Raw genomic sequence first — 17436 nt, 5'->3', positions numbered from 1 at the left:
CGATCCAATCGGCATTATCAACCAGCCATCAATCACGCTATCGGCGTATGAATAATAACGTGCGAGGTTTACCCCATGTCTCTAAAGCCTAATTTTTTATCTGTAGATTGTACCCTAACTACTATGAGTCAACGAGCGCGTTTACCACTTGCTATTGCAGGATTGCTACTCTCTGCACAAACGCAAGCTTTTTTGCCAACCCCATCATCATTAGTAACGACAGAGGCATTAGCGCCTACGCCGCAAGCTGCTGCAATCGCTAATAATACGCCAAATAATGACGCTCCAGAAGATACCCAAGGGCTAGAAAAAAGTAACGCTGAGCAATTATTAGCCAAGTGGCGTGAGCAAGCAGCAACGCAAAACTTAGCCCAACATACGACATGGCGACGTTTATTATATTTCTTTGATGATCAAAAGAATTTGATTGGTAAGAAAAAAAACACCAGCATGGTTGATGAGGCTGACTTTTTTTTAAGTGAGAATGGACAGCATGATTCAGCTGCCGAGCTAGATGCATTACTCGTCGCTCTCGCTAATGAGGTAGCGACGACGAATAACCGTACTGTCAAAAAAAATACTGCCAACAATTCGGTATTATGTCGTTTTCCAGCGCGTGTACAATGGTTGACCGATACATTGAACATTGATAAGGCGACGCTACAAGTTGACTGTCCCGAATTGAATGAATGGATGCAGAAGATTGCCCCCGAGCAGCTCTCTATCATGTTTGCCCAAGAATATTTAGACAACCCTTTATCAGCCTTTGCTCATACCTTATTGCGTATCGACTCAAAATCGAGCGTGGCTGATCCGAGCCAGATTCATCACGCGGTTGCGCTGAATTATACGGTTGGTGGTAATCCAAAAGACAATTTTGTGGTGTATGCCATCAAGTCAATGACCGGCGGTTATGACAATCTCATTGAAATTGACCCTTATCCCGCAAGGCTGGCCAAGTATCTGCAAGAAGACGAGCGTGACGCATGGACGTATCAATTGGATTTGACTCCAGCGGAAGTACAGCAGATTATGTTGCACGTTTGGGAAACCAAAGATTTAAAATTGCCGTATTACTTCACCACAGATAACTGTGCGTCTGAGATTTTACGCTTAATTGATGTGGTGCGTCCGCAGCAGCACTTATTGAGTCAGCTGCCTTATGCGGTTATTCCCTCAGATGTCGTGCAGTTGCTTGATGATGAAGGCTTACTTGCCAGCACCAACTATACTCCTGCCGATAGCACTTTACGCCAAGCGCAGTTGAATAAGGTTAAAGAGCAGCGCGAGCAATTCGGCTATCACAACAGCGCAAAACAGACGATCAATGAGATTAAATCTGCCCAACTCAATGCGGTTTCGAGTATGTCAGCTGATGGACAGACGTTATTGCAGCCTAATATAGCGGTATCAGATAACAATCCAATAGACAGACATCCACTGCAACTGGCTCATATGGGACTAGGGCAGCGCGGTGATAATAACTATATCGATTTGGGCTTACGAGCGGGCTATCATGATATTCTCGATCGTCCCTCAGGATTCCCACAGTTTTTTGACTTAGAAGGCGCATCTGCGACTTTGCGCCTGTACGACACCGATAATGACAAAGCCAATCAGCCAAACAGTGTGGTTTTGCAAAATGTGACATTGATTCGTGGGCGCTCATTTAATCCGGTCAATTCTGCCAAAAAAGGTAAAACCTGGGGCGCTAGCATCGAGGCGACGCGTGTGAATGATGGCTCCCAGCAAGACGGTCGCGATCATTTAGTTGGGAGCTTGGGCTATGAATCAGGTTGGTCATGGGCATTTGGCACGCCTCGCACAGGTACAGGCGAGATGCCGCCGCAGCTATGCTATACCTTTTTGTCCGGCACAGCGCAAGCAGGGCGCGGTATCAATAAAGGCTTTCGCGTTGGTGCTGGCGTCAATGCAGGCTGTCGTTATCAGATTAACAATCAGTTACGCGCGCAGGCTGAATTGCAACTGCCATATTGGTATCATGGCAGCAGCGATGAGTCTAATGCCCGTGGTCATTATTGGCAGCCGATATCGACATTAGGGCTGCAGTATGATATCGATAAAAAACAAGCATTACGCATTAATGCCAACTACGAATGGCAAGATCGTGTTGATGCCAATGAAGACATCCAGCTGTCGTACAGACGCTATTTTTAACACTTATTACTAAAAAGATGTATAGGTTATTAAAAAGATGTATAGGCAGTCATTAGAAATGGCGTTCGAATAAAGGATAAATGATGAGTACGCAAAATTTATTGATTATTGGTCAAGGTGATATTGGTTTGCCAGTCAGCAATCAGCTGTCACAGAACGGCTTAAATGTCACAGGTTTGGCTCGTGGTGAGCGCCATCATTACTCTTTGGATGATAACGCTGAATTTATGCAAGCCGATGCATTGACTCTGACGGCTGAGCAGCTGCAAGATTTTACGGCGATAGCAATTATCGTTACCCCCGATGATTATTCGACCAGTGGTTATCATAATAGCTACTTAGCAATTAGCCAGCATTTGGCAACGCTTGCGGACAAACTCACCAACCTTTCACGCATTGTCTTTATTTCATCAACGGGTGTTTATGGGCAAGATAATGGCGAATGGATTGATGACAATACTGCACCTGTGCCGCCAAAACGCGAAGCATCGCAGGTGATATTGCAAGCAGAACAAGTCCTACAACAAGGCTTTGGTGATAAAGCCATTATCATTCGTCCAAGCGGTATTTATGGCCGCGCGCGTCTCATGCGTCTGCGTAAAGCCCGCGAGCTACAAAAGGAAGCAGTGGCAGCCGCGCATTGGAGCAATCGGATTATGGATCGCGATTTGGTCGCTATCATCGCTAACGTATTGACTATCGATGCGCCCAAGCCCCTTTATATTGCTACTGATTACGCGCCAGTCACGACTTTTGAGTTGGGCGTTTGGTTAAGTCAGCAGATCAATGAAACGCCTCCTGCTCTTGACGATAAAAAAGTAGCGGTTACGGGAAAACGCTTGCACAGTAATATTCCATTAGCTTGGTTGGCATATCCTGATTGGCAAGTCGGTTACCGTGATATTTTGCGTCATCAAGAACAACATCAAGAACAACATCAAGAGTAATATGCCAGTTTGATTTAATTAAAATTGTTTTTATATTTTATAGCCTATGGAGATTTCATGACCCAGCCTTCTACTTCTGACACTCATTTACCCAGTGCTGATCTTACAGCAGCAGGCGGTACAATTTCAGAAGGCAATGCTGAGCACTCGTCTATCTTGCCAGATAGTACCCAACCTGCGATTGTACATCCTAATTTTGACCCGAGTCGCTTGGCACTTGATCCTGCCAGACCCTTGAGCGATATTCCAGAGCCTGCTAGGCGCTTAAATGGTCAATTGCAACGACTCTATGGTCGCTCTGCGCGTTTTTATCAGCCTAAAGAACACAGCTTGTCAAAATGGTCGCTGATTGCTTCAGAAGTATTGGGCGAGCATCTGTCATTACTGCGGGCAGCAGAGCTTGTCGAGTTTCCAGACAGTTTTTATCACAATCACAGCGCGCAACCATTATTATCATCATTAAATGGTATGACTTTGCTCGACATGGCCGATATTCAGCAGGCGCTTCGTGCTTATCCAAAACTGCATCGTTACGGTTTTATACTGAATTTCTCTTCTGTAAGTACCGATACGAGCGTTAGTAGTAATGCTAAAAACACACAAGCTTCTTTCCGTGCATTGACCAAACGGTATAACCCAGATGAGTTGCTCAACAGTGTTTATGCCGAAGATTGGCAGGTGGTGTTGCAGCCGCAGCAATTTGAGACAGGCGAGGGCAGTTTGGCTACTGATATTATGGCGTGTAGCGTTGCTGTCCATGCATTGAGGCAGTGCGAGACACGCAAAAGTATCAATCACCGCTACAGCGCCGCGCAAATCTGTCAGCACATACGCAGTTATCTGCTGAGTCAAATCATTTGTGAGCCATCGCAGCGTCATGCCTACCGTCAAATACGCATTTTCACAGGACATGTTATTGTTGCCGCGTATCATTTAGGTTGGGAGATACAAGTGAGCGATGACGGTCAGTGTTATTTTAATCTCTCATCGCGCAGTGGCCTATTGACTCGTTATCCTAACATGCAGGATTACGACATCAATGGTTGGTCAAGCTGATCAATAATGCGTACAATAACGCCAATTTTTTGCTCTTCTTTTTGTCAATAGGAACGCTTCCATGCTTAATGCTTCAATGCCTAATGCGCAACACCCTTCTTTTTCCTCACATCAATTTATCCAACTGGCTTTAGACAATCAAGTTCTCAAATTTGGCGAGTTTGTCCTCAAGTCTGGTCGCATCAGTCCGTATTTTTTTAATGCAGGCTTGCTGGCATCGGGTGAGATGTTGTCGTTGCTCGCGTGTGGTTATGCTGATGCCTTGGCTGAGCAAATGGCTGCTAGTCATAACGGTACAGATGAGCAGGAGCTGGTAATCTTTGGGGCAGCGTATAAGGGTATTCCTTTTGTGGCAGCAACCGCGCAAGCCTTATGGATTCATCATGGTATCAATGCCAAGTGGGGCTATAATCGTAAAGAAGCTAAAACTCATGGCGAAGGTGGCAACTTAGTAGGCGCTGACGTTAGTGGTAAAGCTGTCTGGGTACTCGATGATGTCATTACCGCTGGTACGGCGATGCGCGAAGTGGTTGAGATTTTAGAGCAAGCAGGCGCTAGCGTTGCTGGTATTATCGTTGCACTTGACCGTAAAGAAAAAGGTCAGGCTGAGCATTCTGCTATTCAAGAGTTGGCGACGACATTAGAGGTACCAGTGCGCGCACTTGTCGATATCGATGATTTAATCAGTTATTTGGCAGATGACCATGGTGTACAAAGCGGTCAGCATAAAGACGCGACCCAACTTGCCAAGATGCAACATTATCGCGCGCAGTACGGCGTATAGTTGGGCACTGAGTTCGAAGCTGTTCTACATTAATAATATAACGTAAGTGAGCTTTATCATGAGCCAAGAAAATCAAAAAAAATCGTTAAACATACTCGTTATTATGGATCCTATCGAGCAGGTTAATTATAAAAAAGACACGACCCTTGCGATGATGTGGTCGGCACAAGACCGTGGGCACAGCCTTGGCTATTGTCAGATTCATGACTTGTGGTTGGATCGTGGGCAACTGATGGTTGATACGCAGTCAGTGACCGTCAAGCGTGATCCTGAAGATTTTTATACACTAGGGGATAAAGCGACAGCGCCAATCAGCGACTATGACGTGGTGTTGATGCGTAAAGATCCGCCGTTTGACATGCGTTTTATTTATGCCACTTATATGCTTGATCATGCCAAAGCGGCAGGCGTGCTAGTGGTCAATGATCCACAAGCGATACGTGATTGTAATGAAAAGCTATTTGCCACGTGGTTTAGCAATTATATGAGCCCAACGATTGTGACCAGTAAACAGGCGCATATTCGCAAGTTTATCGCTGAGCAGCAAGACGTCATTGTTAAGCCATTAGATGGTATGGGCGGCACGGGTATTTTCCGCTTGACCGCTGATAGTCCAAATATCGGCGTCACGCTTGAGGTTTTAACCGAGCTTGAAACCTTGCCGATTATGGCACAGCGTTATTTACCAGAGATTAAGGAAGGTGATAAGCGCGTGTTGATCGTTGATGGTGAAGTGGTCGATTATAGCTTGGCACGTATTCCCACCAAAGGCGAAACCCGTGGTAATCTTGCGGCGGGTGGTAGCGGTGTTGCGATGCCGCTCACCGATGTCGAACGTCAAGTGGCCCAAGTAGTCGCCCCGATTGTTAAAGAAAAAGGTCTAATGTTCGTCGGGCTCGACTTAATCGGCGGTCGTATTACCGAGATTAATGTCACCAGCCCAACGTGTGTACGTGAGATTGATGATCAATGCGGTACAGATATTGCGACCGATTTTATCATCGCCATTGAGAATAAAGTAGCAGTTTGCGCAACACTGTAAGGATAGAGTGATTTATCACTAAGCTATGCGCACAATACTTAAAAAACAGTGTGCTAAGATAGATTGATAAACAGCATCTTTTCATAGCGCATAAAAAGGCGATAAAACGTCATTTATAAACGATGCTTTTATGATTTTTCGATAGTATTTATAAAAGCCAAGTCGTGATTGCTCGCGGCTTGGATTTTTGTTATTGACAGTGCATAAAGTGCTATATATCAGCCAACGATTTACACTATACTATGCGAGATTTTATAGGGTCATTATTGGCTGATGACTAAGATGATCATAGGATAATAAGTCCTTCATATAAATAAAGAAAAGATAGGCAGGCGTTCATGAAAGCACCGCATATATTAATGATGGCCGCGGGTACTGGCGGGCATGTGTTCCCAGCACTGGCAGTGGCTGAGGAATTGACTCAGCGTGGTGCGGTTATTCATTGGCTAGGAACGCCAAATGGTATGGAAAATGGCTTAGTTGCACCGACTGGTTATCCTTTTCATGCGATTGAGATGCAGGGTTTACGCGGTAAAGGAATCGGGCGTTTATTGAAGTTGCCAGTGACTTTATTATCAGCGACGATGGCAGTTATAAAGGTGATTCGTAGTAATCAAATTGACATAGTTGTCGGTTTCGGTGGTTATGTGACAGCGCCTGGCGGCATCGCCGCACGTCTGACCAATACGCCTCTGATTATCCATGAACAAAATGCCATTGCAGGCATGAGTAATCGCTACCTATCCAAGATTGCAACCAAGGTGCTGCAAGCATTTGAGGATACCTTTGCCAATAGTGCACAGGATGCTAAGCTTGAAACGGTTGGTAACCCAGTACGTAATGCCATTACTGGTGTCTCTGAACCGACGGTGCGTTATGATGTTAATGACAACTCACCGCTCAAATTGTTGGTGGTGGGTGGCTCACTTGGTGCACAAGCCTTAAACGACACTGTGCCAAAAGCGCTGGCATTGCTTAATCAGCCTTTTGAAGTGCGTCACCAATGCGGGCGTAACAATGAGGCTGCCACACAAGCGGCTTACGATGAGCAAGATTTGAATATGCACAAGTTTGTGGTACAGCCTTTTATCGACGATATGGCCGCCGCTTATAATTGGGCAGATATTATTGTTTGCCGAGCAGGCGCATTGACGGTTACGGAAATCCAGAACGTTGGTATTGCCGCAATTTTTGTACCGCTGCCGCATGCGGTAGATGACCATCAGACTGCTAATGCCCGTACTTTAACCTCACACGATGCGGCGATTTTGTTACCGCAGTCTGAGTTGACAGCGCAGCGTTTGAGCAATGAGCTTGCTGCCCTTAATCGAGAGAAGTGCCTAGCGATGGCCAAAAAAGGCCATGCCCTTGCCAATCGAAGTGCGAGCAAGCAAGTTGCTGATATTATCTGGCAAACGCTGTAGCCCACATTCTTATAGCTGACTGTTTTTATTACCAATTATTTTGATACACTAAATTTTATTAGCCTTTAATAAAGAGAAGCCCTATGTCTAACCCTGCGAAAGCTTTACCTAAGCGTTTGATTGAAATACCAGAAATGCGTCGTATTCAGCATTTGCATTTTGTCGGTATTGGTGGCTCGGGGATGTGCGGTATCGCGGAGGTGATGAACAATCAAGGATATGAGGTTAGTGGTTCTGATATTGCTGAGAGCTTAGTGACCAAACGTTTGGCACAGATTGGTATTGATATTGCGATCGGTCATGACTCCAAAAATATTGCCAATGCTGATGTCATCGTTGTATCGTCAGCAATTGATCGCAGCAACCCTGAAGTTAAGGCGGCATTAGAAGCGCGTTTGCCAGTGGTACGCCGTGCCGATATGCTGGGCGAGTTGATGCGTTATCGTCACGGTATCGCTGTTGCTGGCGCTCATGGCAAAACTACTACGACCAGTTTGTTGACTACCATGATGGCAGAAGGGCAACTCGATCCTACCTACGTGATCGGCGGTAAGCTGAATGCATCTGGTAAAAATGCTGCGCTGGGTAGCAGTCGTTTCTTGGTGGCAGAAGCCGATGAGTCTGATGCGTCGTTTTTATCGTTACATCCGATGGCCGCGATTGTCACCAATATCGATCAAGACCATATGGAAACGTATGAGAATAGTTTTGATAAATTAAAAGCCGCTTATATTCAGTTTTTACAAAACATGCCATTCTACGGTTTGGCGGTGGTCTGCGGTGATGATCCAGAATTGTATGCCATGATTGATGATATTGGTCGTCCCGTACTGACCTTTGGACTTGAGCCTTTTAACGACGTTCAAGCCATCGACTTGGTTACGGAAGGCACGAAAACTCACTTCACGGTATTGCGCCGTGACCGTGAACCTTTACGTTTGACCCTCAACATTCCTGGTACTCACAACGTTTACAATGCGCTTGCCGCTATCACCATGGCGACCGATGAAGGGGTCGATGACGAAGCGATCAAACGCGCTCTGCAAAAATTTGAAGGCGTTGGTCGCCGTTTTGAGCAGCATGCTTCTGTCAGCCTTGATGAGGGTAATGTTTTATTGATTGACGATTATGGCCATCACCCAAAAGAAGTCGATGCCACCATTAAAGCGGCGCGTCAAAGTTTCCCTGAACGTCGTTTGGTAATGATGTTTCAACCGCATCGTTATAGTCGTACCCGTGATTGCTTTGATGATTTTGTTGAAGTACTCTCCAGCGTTGATGAATTATTATTATTAGACGTATATTCAGCAGGTGAAAGCCCAATTACTGGCGCTGATACCAAGTCATTGGCACGCAGTATTCGGTTGCGCGGTGAAGTTGAACCGACGATTATTGACAAGGACAATTTAGCTCCTGTCATGCAGCGTTTATTAAAAGCCAATGACATGCTCATTACTCAAGGTGCAGGTAATGTAGGGCAGATCGCTGTCGACTTGGCTGCCAATAACCTTTACATTAAGTAAGCTAAAAAATTCTAGGAACGATCTTCATGACGACTGATACTAAAGAAAATACCAGCACTCAAAATTCAGATAATTTAGAGAGCAATGATGCCACTCTAAACACGACGACCAGTGATGCAAAAGATGCCAGACAATTTGGTAAAGTGGCGGTTGTCTACGGCGGCAGTAGCAATGAACGCAGCGTGTCATTAGACAGTGGTGCTGCCGTATTGCAGGCGCTACAAAACCAAGGTGTTGATGCCACTCATTTCGACCCTAAGCATCAAGACATCACAGAGCTACGCCAGTATGACCGCGTGTTCAATGTGTTGCATGGTCGCGGCGGCGAGGATGGTTTGTTGCAAGGTGTGCTGCAATGGTTTGATATTCCGCAGACGGGTTCAGGCATTCTGGCATCAGCGCTGGGTATGGATAAGGTTCGTACCAAGCAATTGTGGCAGGGTTGTGGGTTAGCAACCGCGCCATTTTCATTGTTAACAGCTGAGACTGACTGGCAGCAAGTGGTCAACATGCTAGGTCTACCACTTATTATTAAGCCCGTTCATGAAGGCTCCAGTATTGGTATGACTAAGGTCAACAATCTGGACGAGTTGCCAGCGGCTTATGCAACGGCGGTACAGTGCGGTGATGCGGTCATGGCTGAGCGCTGGATTACCGGTCGCGAGTTCACAATCGTCATTATCGACGATGAAGCCTATCCAGTCATTCGTCTTGAACCTGCTGATATTACCAACTTCTACGATTTTGAAGCCAAGTATAATCGTAATGATACCAGTTACTATATCCCCTGTGGTCTGAGCGCTGCTGAAGAAAAGCATTTACAAGATCTGAGCCTTGCAGCGTTCCGTGCCGTTGATGCCAAAGGCTGGGGACGCATCGATGCTATGCAAGATGAAGCAGGCAACTTCTGGTTGCTTGAAATCAATACAGTGCCAGGCATGACCAGCCATAGCTTGGTTCCGATGGCAGCCAAGGCTCGAGGCATGGACTTTGATGCATTGTGCTGGCATATTTTAGCGCAGACATTAGAGTGATTAGTGTAGCAGTCATTGCTTAAACAGTTATTTAGCAACGATACTTTTTAACATTGTTCATTCTTTAACATTGTTCATAATGCTATTAATATTTATTAAGACAGTTGTCATTAGTAGGCTGTCTTAATAAACCAGTGATAAAACTTATGAATGATCAGAGTTAAATTCTTCTTATAGGCTGAGAATACTACTAGACGAGAACGGGTTAATGTATCACTAGAGCTGCTATACCACAGCGTCATGTAAACTTGTGTAAATTCGTTGTCACTAGTAGGGGTTAAGCTATTGTTTAACTATAAAATACGTTAATATTGTAATTATAGGTCTGTTTTAGTGATATTTCTGTTTTCTATGAATTTAGCCCATAAGTTATTCATAAATTAAGAAAAATGTTACGTTTAAATGAGCATAATGTCATCCTATAAATCGTTTTAGTAAAATATTTTGATAATATGTCAACTTAATAGGCTTCTGCAAAAATATGCAGAGTTACATTTATAAATAGCATGATCAGTTTTATGCAAATATAGGGACAAAGGTCGTTATGGCTCAAACTGTCAACGAGGTAACTGACTTGATGAGTGATAAAACCCGTCGCCCAAACTCTAAGTTCCAAGTACCGACTTCGCTCAAATATTTTTTTATGGTATTGGTACTAGGGTTGCTCGTACTGATATTGATAATGGGTGGAAAAGCGTTGCGTGATGCACCGCCAGCTTCTATCCATGTGAATAATCAGGGTTTGACAGTTACCCAGTATCGCGCATTGCAACAGGTTATGAATCAACAAAAGGTAAGCAGCTTTTTTACCTCTGATTTGCAAGCGTTAAGAGATATTACGACGGGTATGGCTTGGGTTGATCAGGTCAGTATTTCTCGTGATTGGCAACGGGGCATAGTCGTTACTGCATTACCTAAGCAAGCGGTTGCTAATTTTGGTACAGAGCGTTTGGTGGATGCAAAAGGTGCGGTTTTTGTCCCTGCTGATAGTAAAGATCTGACGCAAGAACGCTTCGCCACCTTACAAGGTGAGATAACGCAAGCCCCAGTTATCATGCAGCAGATGCAGCAAGTTAACGACTGGTATGCGCCACTTGGTATGCAAGTCGAAGATATTATCCTGTCACCAAGAATGACTTGGCTGATTCGTTTTGACAATGGACTGCGTGTGATTGTTGATAATGAGAATACTGCGCAAAAGCTGCTGAGTTTGAGTCAGCTGCTCGGCAATCAGTTAAGTGAGCGTCGAGGCGAAATACAGTCTGTAGATTTGCGCTATAAAAATGGTTTTACCATTGCTTGGGATATGGCACAGCCAAAAATCGATGAAGCAGAATAACGATAGATAGATAGCACAAGCAAAAACTGGTTAGCATTTTAGTTTGAGCTATTTTGATAGTTTGTAGCACAGAATATACAATATCATAGCGTGTTGATAACGCCTTTTTTAATGATCTAATGGAGACGTCATTTGGTCTCCTGTTTAGCGATAATTTGTCTGGTACCATGAAAAATACTGAAAATCTGGTTGTTGTCCATCTAAGTGCCACGGCAGTCTATGTCGTTATTGGTAACGTTGTCTCTGCAAAAGACATCCGTATTCTGGGCGTGGGACAAGTCAAAAATAGCGATTTTTACCAAGGTCAAATAAAACACCGTGAACGTCTACAAGGTGCTATTAAACAAGCCATTCAAGAAGCAGAAGATACTGCCAATTGCCGCGTGCATAGTGTGTGGTTGACCTTAGCGACACCGGAATTATCAAGCAAAAATAGTGCAGGCGAGGTACGTGTAGAAGATGAGGCGGTACGTGCCAAAGATATGGTGCAGGCGTTGTCTAATGCCAAGTCACGCGATCTATCATCAGACTATTATTTAATGCATTGCTGTCAGCAAGGTATTTATGTCGATGATCAAGATTTCATGGTGGATGATGCGATCGAAATGATGGCGCATAATATTACTGTGATGTACCACATGATGATGATGCCCGTTGCTAGTCGTCAGAATATCCAAAAATTATTGCAAAGCTGTGATGTTGGTATTGACCACATTGTATTTGATGCAGTGACTAGTGCTGAATACAGTTTGATGAGTGACGAGCGCCAGCAAGGGGTTTGTTTGGTAGATATTGGTGCTAGTACGACCAGTATTTGCGTTTATAAAGAAAACAAGCTCATATTTACCCATTGTATCGCGACAGGCAGCCACGAAGTGACGATGGATATCTCAGCTGATTTTGGTATCTCCATGATTGAGGCTGAAAAGCTGAAAAAAACTCATGGTACTGTCGATGTCAATAGTGTCGATCCTAGCTCATTCTTTATCTTTAAACCACAAGGAACAGGTGACGAGATTAATATTGGTATCTATAATCTAGCCCGCATTATTGAAGCGCGCTATGTGCAGATATTTACGGAAGTTGCTCGTCAATTGCATGAGGCTGATCTCATCGGCTATATCGACAAAGGTATCGTACTCACAGGTGGCGGTACGGCGATTAAAGGTATGATACCCTTTACCAAAAAATTGCTCAAAATGCCCGTAGTATTAACCAACACTCATCCTGCTATTAGTGCTCATAATCATTTTGATAATGATGAGTCATTTAAGCAGCTAAACAGTCAAGTAAATGATCGTGCTTATCAAACGGCATTTGGTACACTATTATATAGTCAAAGCGAGCAGTTTCGCCGTAGTGAAAAAAGCGAGCCTGAAGCGATTCAAAAAAATCGAGTCACTGGTGTTTTTCAAAGTGCAGGGCAGCGTTTTGCTAGTGTACTCAAAAAGATATTATAATCTGTTGGCAAAACATACTTATATTAAGCAGCATAAGAGTATGCAGCTATATAATAGGCAAGAATACGAAAAGTAACACCCTGTACCATAATGGCATATTTTGGCTAGCACAATTATCTAAGCCATTGCCCTGTTTTATTTAAATACAATTATATATAGTAAGTCGATAGCGCGCCATATAAGTGTGTTACCAAGTATCGACCATCACGCTATCTGCAACTGGAGAAACCTTTTTATGTCAAAATACACCATGCCAGATGATAACCAGCCTCAAAATAACGGCCAAGCAAGCTTCACTGTATTCGGTGTTGGTGGTGGTGGCGGTAATGCGGTTGAACATATGGTACAACAAGGGATTAGAGGTGTAACGTTCGTCTGTGCTAATACGGATAAACAAGCGCTTGATCGTTTAACTGCACCGCATAAATTGCAACTTGGCGCAAAAACGAATCGCGGTTTGGGCGCAGGAGCGAACCCAGAAGTTGGGCGTGAAGCAGCAGAAAGCGAAGAAGAAGCCATCCGTGCATTACTCGAACATTCAGACATGGTGTTCATTACTGCTGGTATGGGCGGTGGTACAGGTACGGGTGCAGCGCCTGTGGTTGCTCGTATTGCTAAAGAAATGGAAGTGTTGACGGTAGCGGTTGTTACGACGCCATTTAAGTTTGAAGGTGGCAAACGTATCAAGGCTGCTAAAGCTGGTATTGAGCAATTGACTAATTTTGTTGATTCTATCATTACGATTCCGAATGATAAGTTGATGAGTGTCTATGGCAATATCTCTATGCAAGATGCCTTTAAGAAAGCGGACGATGTGTTATTACATGCGGTTCAAGGTATTGCCGAAACTATCGCTAGTGAAGGTATGATCAATATCGACTTTAACGATATCCGCACTGCTATGACTGCCAAAGGTCATGCAATGATGGGTATCGGCCGTGCTAGCGGCGATGATCGTGCGCGTCAAGCAACTGAGAAAGCCATCAGATCACCATTACTTGATGACTTGCGTTTAGAAAATGCAAAAGGTCTATTGGTTAACGTGATTTCTTCTGAATCACTCTCATTAGATGAGATGAGCAAAATCAGTGTTATTGTCGAAGAAATTACAGATATTGACGATGCACATATTTTCTATGGTTCAGTGATTGATGAAAAAATGGGTGATGACTTACATGTCACTGTTATTGCAACGGGTCTGACTTTAGATGAAAACGCTGGACAAGAGCCAGAAGTAGTCGAGGCACCAGTTCCTTCTGTCAATAGCACTCAGCCTGTTGACCCTAACGTGCATACCAGTGCTTTAAACAGCCAGAAGCAATCGCAAGCTCAGATGTATCAAGAAACGGCTAGTGCTACTCGCTCAAGCGCGCCTCAAGAGCAGGCGAAAACCAAAACCAATAGCATTCAAGACTATCTAAAACGTCAACAAAATAAATAATATTTTCAGATGTTTGGGATAAAAAAAGCCAGTACTAAGTTGCTGGCTTTTTTGTGCCTATAGAAAATGTCCATATATTAGCAAACAGATTCAGCTATGAGAGCGCTCTATTTATAAGAATCGCCTCTCAATGCGAAAATAATCACTAATAAATAGGCTGATAAAACAATTTATGATTGTAACATTTAGCTGTTATTTCCCTGTTTTAACAGAGGCAATGTGATCAATAAGACATGAGAACCATCAAAATTTATTGACGATAAGTGTTATCAATCAAGGAGATAAGGAAATTAGCGAGTTTTAACTATGGCGAACTAGGGGCGGGTAATGATACACTATGGCAATTGTAACAAAATATGTGAGAAGACAGCCATGAACCAAAGAACCATAAAAACTGCTATTGCTGTTACAGGTATTGGTCTCCATAGTGGTCAGCCTGTTGACTTAGAGTTTCATCCGCAACCTATTGATACAGGTATTGTTTTCGAGCGTTCTGATATCGAAGGCAGTCAGCCGATTCCAGCCAGTGCTTTTTTAGTACAAGACACTATGATGTCGTCAAACCTAGTGTTTGGTGGCACACGTGTGGGGACGGTCGAGCATTTGCTTAGTGCCATTGCAGGACTTGGCGTGGATAACCTTTTAATTCGTGTATCGGCCTCAGAGATACCGATTATGGATGGTAGTGCCGCTCCTTTTGTAGCGTTGCTGCTTGACGCAGGATTCTGTGAACAAGATGCTTTAAAGAAGTTTATAAAAATCGTCAGACCTGTAAGAGTAAAAGTAGACGATAAATGGGCAGAACTGCGTCCTTATGAAGGGTTTGAGCTAAATTTTGAGATTGATTTTGATCATCCTGCTATCGACAAAGATTTTCAGCATGCCCAGTTGCAGTTTTCGACGCAAAACTTCATTGAGCAATTGAGTTCAGCCCGTACTTTTGGATTTTTACGAGATATAGAAGCCTTACGTCAGAATAATTTGGCGTTAGGAGGCAGTATGGATAATGCTATTGTTATTGATGAGGCAAATATTCTTAACGAAGAAGGTCTGCGTTTTAATGATGAGTTCGTTCGCCATAAAATTTTGGATGCTTTAGGTGATTTATATTTGATTGGCTATCCGATTTTGGGTCGATTTAATGCTTATAAATCTGGTCACGCGTTAAACAATTTATTGGTACGTGAGATACTATCTGACCATAATAATTTTGAAATTGTAACTTTTGATGACAATGTAACATGCCCAATTCAGTATTTACCTCTCGAAGGTTTGACTGTTGAAGGATGAATACAGGAATATACACGAAGTATCGAAACATTTACGCAATATTACATAATCCGGCTGTAATTACATTCTAATAATATTCGTTTTTTTGAATGTATTGTTTAGATTATTTTAACAATTCTGCTCTAGAGTAGAGAATATCGAAGCTGTGGATAGTTTTTCAATCATCTGTTGGTGACGTTCATAATGTGAACGGAGCTAGCAGGTGATTTTTTTTGTTTGCACCATTACAAAATCGCAGCGTTATCAGCTGATTTTTACGGTTTTGTTTACACAACTTTACATAGTAACATTAATAATTTCAATGATTTGCCAGACGTAAAAGTGCTTTTTTGAGATTTTCATCAGTGGTGACATGCTCTGCGGCCTGTGATATAGTCCGCTTTGTGTTTTGGCTAAGAGCCTGATTTTCATTGGCTTTACTAGATTTTGACAAAGTTGCTGATACTGCTGATAGTTGTTTAGATGAATGATTATCAGCTGAATTTTTAGCTACGACGACGCGAATTTGCTTGAGTTGTTTAAATGTAATTGACTGCTCTGTTAAGACTTGCAAATAAGCGCTCTGCAAATAGCGAATATGATTGGCAGCAGTCATTGAGCCCACACTGAGTATTAATTGCTCGTAGGTGAGGCCTACGACCCAACAGGTATTAAGAATTTCTTCAGGTAGACAATCTACCAATAGCTCTTTTACCTCGTTGGTCGCTTCTATGTATAGCCGCATATTGTCAGCAAGCGTTCGGGGTAGTGCGCTACCAGCAAAAGCTTGATGGTCGATAAGTTGGGCAAGCCGATTTGGCTGTTTTTTTGACATCGTGATGACTCATCTAATAGGTGACAAAATCGATATTCATAATTGACATGCTAAAGGCAATTGATACTGAACGATTTGCGAGACAGTGAACTAAGCGGAATATGGTATTAACAGATAATACCAGCATTAGTCACTACAGAAGAAATAGCGGGCTGTTTTAACAAGGATTTTATCATGTTTTTGTAATGGTCATCTCCTCTAAACTAATTGATGCTTTGTCACGGATGACGAGCGGTCTTGTATTAACAATAGGTAGTAAATTTATGAAACAAGCTTTATTAATTTTGTCAGTATTGGGAATGGGTATAGCACAGACAAGTGGTGCTGTCGAAACAACCTTTCAACCAAATAATACCTTGAGTCATACCATCACTAACATCTCTGCTTCTGCGAACTACGGTTCTAGCCGCAATATCTATAGCACTAGCAGTGGTGCTCATGTATATAGCAATGATGAGATCAGTCAAGCCATTGATAATTTAAGTGCGCATGCCAAGCAAAAAGAATACCAGCTTGCTTCGCTTACCAGCCGTTTGTCTTATGAGCAGCGTCAGCAGCAATCAAGCCGCGCTCCTGATCGCAATTCTGCTCCTGCTATCGCAGCGGCAAGTGCATCGCGAGTAGCACTGTCTAGAAGCTCTGGCTACTGTGCTCGCTATGTACGTAAAGCGCTACAATCAGCAGGTTACGAATTTACGCCTAACCCTTCAGCTTATCAGTATGCCTCTCGCGGCACACTTGCTCAAGCAGGTTTTACCAAGATCAGTAATGATATGCAGCCACAAGTGGGTGACGTCGTTGTCTATAATCGTACGTCAAACCGTCCACATGGTCATATCCAGATCTTTGATGGTAACGATTGGGTATCTGATTTCCGCCAAAACAGCATTAGCCCATACAGTGGCACTTACAGCTATACGACATGGCGTGATTCGCAATATGTCGATGATGCATCAGACCGTGGTATTTACCTCGCGATGGCTGATAAATAGTAGACAGTTAGATATAGTCTAAGTTAAAAGTTTTCTCCAAATCCAGTAATGCTCTTTATAGCGTTGCTGGTTTTTTTTGCGCTTTGAGTTGTAATGCTTAAGTTAAAAGTAG

At 43.4% G+C, this 17436-nt stretch carries 14 protein-coding genes; 13 read left to right on the top strand and 1 reads right to left on the bottom strand.

Annotated features, from left to right (window positions below; translation table 11 throughout):
* Window positions 1-75: 75 nt before the first annotated feature.
* From ACT3S4_RS03055 to lpxC, 12 genes are all read left to right on the top strand, one after another.
* Window positions 76-2178, top strand: a complete 2103-nt coding sequence (locus ACT3S4_RS03055) for an Lnb N-terminal periplasmic domain-containing protein (RefSeq protein WP_444760421.1) — start codon at window positions 76-78, stop codon at window positions 2176-2178.
* An 83-nt stretch (window positions 2179-2261) separates the two neighbouring features.
* Complete coding sequence (locus ACT3S4_RS03050) at window positions 2262-3125, top strand: SDR family oxidoreductase (protein ID WP_444760420.1); 864 nt, start codon at window positions 2262-2264, stop codon at window positions 3123-3125.
* Window positions 3126-3182: 57 nt separating this feature from the next.
* Window positions 3183-4181 carry a hypothetical protein gene (locus ACT3S4_RS03045; protein WP_444760419.1) on the top strand — a complete coding sequence of 333 codons (999 nt, stop codon included), beginning with the start codon at window positions 3183-3185 and terminating at the stop codon, window positions 4179-4181.
* 61 nt (window positions 4182-4242) lie between these two features.
* Window positions 4243-4965: an orotate phosphoribosyltransferase gene (gene pyrE / locus ACT3S4_RS03040; protein ID WP_444760418.1), complete on the top strand. Its 723-nt coding sequence runs from the start codon at window positions 4243-4245 to the stop codon at window positions 4963-4965.
* A gap of 58 nt (window positions 4966-5023) precedes the next feature.
* Window positions 5024-6007, top strand: a complete 984-nt coding sequence (gene gshB / locus ACT3S4_RS03035) for a glutathione synthase (RefSeq protein WP_444760417.1) — start codon at window positions 5024-5026, stop codon at window positions 6005-6007.
* A 338-nt stretch (window positions 6008-6345) separates the two neighbouring features.
* Window positions 6346-7431: an undecaprenyldiphospho-muramoylpentapeptide beta-N-acetylglucosaminyltransferase gene (murG, locus tag ACT3S4_RS03030; RefSeq protein ID WP_444760416.1), complete on the top strand. Its 1086-nt coding sequence runs from the start codon at window positions 6346-6348 to the stop codon at window positions 7429-7431.
* Between the two features lie 83 nt (window positions 7432-7514).
* Window positions 7515-8954 (top strand): UDP-N-acetylmuramate--L-alanine ligase, encoded by a 1440-nt coding sequence (gene murC / locus ACT3S4_RS03025; protein ID WP_444760415.1) that lies wholly within the window; start codon window positions 7515-7517, stop codon window positions 8952-8954.
* Between the two features lie 26 nt (window positions 8955-8980).
* Window positions 8981-9988: a D-alanine--D-alanine ligase gene (locus ACT3S4_RS03020; protein WP_444760414.1), complete on the top strand. Its 1008-nt coding sequence runs from the start codon at window positions 8981-8983 to the stop codon at window positions 9986-9988.
* A gap of 544 nt (window positions 9989-10532) precedes the next feature.
* Window positions 10533-11327, top strand: a complete 795-nt coding sequence (locus tag ACT3S4_RS03015) for a cell division protein FtsQ/DivIB (RefSeq protein ID WP_060491764.1) — start codon at window positions 10533-10535, stop codon at window positions 11325-11327.
* A 167-nt stretch (window positions 11328-11494) separates the two neighbouring features.
* A complete protein-coding gene (gene ftsA / locus ACT3S4_RS03010) occupies window positions 11495-12787 on the top strand; it encodes a cell division protein FtsA (RefSeq protein ID WP_198329470.1) in 1293 nt (430 codons plus the stop codon).
* 235 nt (window positions 12788-13022) lie between these two features.
* The gene (ftsZ, locus tag ACT3S4_RS03005) at window positions 13023-14228 is read left to right on the top strand and encodes a cell division protein FtsZ (protein WP_045454113.1); all 1206 of its coding nucleotides are present in this window, start codon (window positions 13023-13025) and stop codon (window positions 14226-14228) included.
* Window positions 14229-14600: 372 nt separating this feature from the next.
* A complete protein-coding gene (gene lpxC, locus ACT3S4_RS03000) occupies window positions 14601-15518 on the top strand; it encodes a UDP-3-O-acyl-N-acetylglucosamine deacetylase (RefSeq protein WP_055124715.1) in 918 nt (305 codons plus the stop codon).
* Between the two features lie 298 nt (window positions 15519-15816).
* Here lpxC and ACT3S4_RS02995 read toward each other — a convergent pair whose 3' ends face one another.
* Window positions 15817-16332, bottom strand: a complete 516-nt coding sequence (locus ACT3S4_RS02995) for a hypothetical protein (RefSeq protein WP_238048773.1) — start codon at window positions 16330-16332, stop codon at window positions 15817-15819.
* 263 nt (window positions 16333-16595) lie between these two features.
* Here ACT3S4_RS02995 and ACT3S4_RS02990 point away from each other — a divergent pair, with 263 nt between their 5' ends.
* Window positions 16596-17324, top strand: coding sequence for a CHAP domain-containing protein (locus ACT3S4_RS02990; protein ID WP_238048774.1), 729 nt, complete (start codon window positions 16596-16598; stop codon window positions 17322-17324).
* The last annotated feature ends 112 nt before the right edge of the window (window positions 17325-17436 follow it).

Source organism: Psychrobacter sp. AOP30-A2-5 (assembly GCF_052378115.1).
In the GTDB taxonomy this organism is placed as follows: domain Bacteria; phylum Pseudomonadota; class Gammaproteobacteria; order Pseudomonadales; family Moraxellaceae; genus Psychrobacter.
The sequence above is the reverse complement of the archived record's forward strand: the minus strand, read 5'-3'. Positions and strand labels throughout refer to the sequence as shown.

Bases quoted from the DNA above. Each gene is read 5' to 3' on its own strand.
- ACT3S4_RS03015 (WP_060491764.1), top strand. From the start codon at position 10,533: ATGGCTCAAACTGTCAACGAGGTAACTGACTTGATGAGTGATAAAACC.
- ACT3S4_RS03020 (WP_444760414.1), top strand. From the start codon at position 8,981: ATGACGACTGATACTAAAGAAAATACCAGCACTCAAAATTCAGATAAT.
- lpxC (WP_055124715.1), top strand. From the start codon at position 14,601: ATGAACCAAAGAACCATAAAAACTGCTATTGCTGTTACAGGTATTGGT.
- pyrE (WP_444760418.1), top strand. From the start codon at position 4,243: ATGCTTAATGCTTCAATGCCTAATGCGCAACACCCTTCTTTTTCCTCA.
- ftsA (WP_198329470.1), top strand. From the start codon at position 11,495: ATGAAAAATACTGAAAATCTGGTTGTTGTCCATCTAAGTGCCACGGCA.
- ACT3S4_RS02990 (WP_238048774.1), top strand. From the start codon at position 16,596: ATGAAACAAGCTTTATTAATTTTGTCAGTATTGGGAATGGGTATAGCA.
- ftsZ (WP_045454113.1), top strand. From the start codon at position 13,023: ATGTCAAAATACACCATGCCAGATGATAACCAGCCTCAAAATAACGGC.
- ACT3S4_RS03050 (WP_444760420.1), top strand. From the start codon at position 2,262: ATGAGTACGCAAAATTTATTGATTATTGGTCAAGGTGATATTGGTTTG.
- ACT3S4_RS03055 (WP_444760421.1), top strand. From the start codon at position 76: ATGTCTCTAAAGCCTAATTTTTTATCTGTAGATTGTACCCTAACTACT.
- ACT3S4_RS03045 (WP_444760419.1), top strand. From the start codon at position 3,183: ATGACCCAGCCTTCTACTTCTGACACTCATTTACCCAGTGCTGATCTT.
- ACT3S4_RS02995 (WP_238048773.1), bottom strand. From the start codon at position 16,332: ATGTCAAAAAAACAGCCAAATCGGCTTGCCCAACTTATCGACCATCAA.
- murC (WP_444760415.1), top strand. From the start codon at position 7,515: ATGTCTAACCCTGCGAAAGCTTTACCTAAGCGTTTGATTGAAATACCA.
- murG (WP_444760416.1), top strand. From the start codon at position 6,346: ATGAAAGCACCGCATATATTAATGATGGCCGCGGGTACTGGCGGGCAT.
- gshB (WP_444760417.1), top strand. From the start codon at position 5,024: ATGAGCCAAGAAAATCAAAAAAAATCGTTAAACATACTCGTTATTATG.